Genomic DNA, 386 nt, shown 5'->3' on the forward strand with positions numbered 1-386 from the left:
TCAGCCGAACTTGTTTTTGTTTTAGATGCAAGTGTTGGACGACTTGCTGAACAGTTATACATAACATGTCGAGTTGCGTTCACGTCACCATCAAACTCAAATAATAAAGCGAACGGTTTTCCTTTTGCATCAGCTAATTCATTTAATACGCCATCCGTTTCATCTAATTCCTCACCCAGTGCATCGATAGCAAATTTTTCTGGGATAGTAGCAATACTTAATGTTCCATCGTAACCTTGGTTATTACTTGCCGCGTAATAAAGCATGTCATCTGCATAGAATTCAATTAAATCACCGCGTGGCTCAAAAGTTAGTTCCACTCCACCAGGTAATGGAATTGGTGTCCCAAATGTAACTAAGAAATCTTTAATATCAAATGGCACGTA

At 38.6% G+C, this 386-nt stretch carries 1 protein-coding gene; it reads right to left on the bottom strand.

The features are described from left to right. A partial coding sequence (locus ACQRBL_RS32640) for a major tail protein (protein ID WP_427736462.1) occupies positions 1–386 on the bottom strand: 386 nt, incomplete at both ends.

Origin of the sequence: Bacillus sp. AF62 (assembly GCF_050312695.1) — a bacterium.
Lineage (GTDB): Bacteria > Bacillota > Bacilli > Bacillales > Bacillaceae_G > Bacillus_A > Bacillus_A cereus.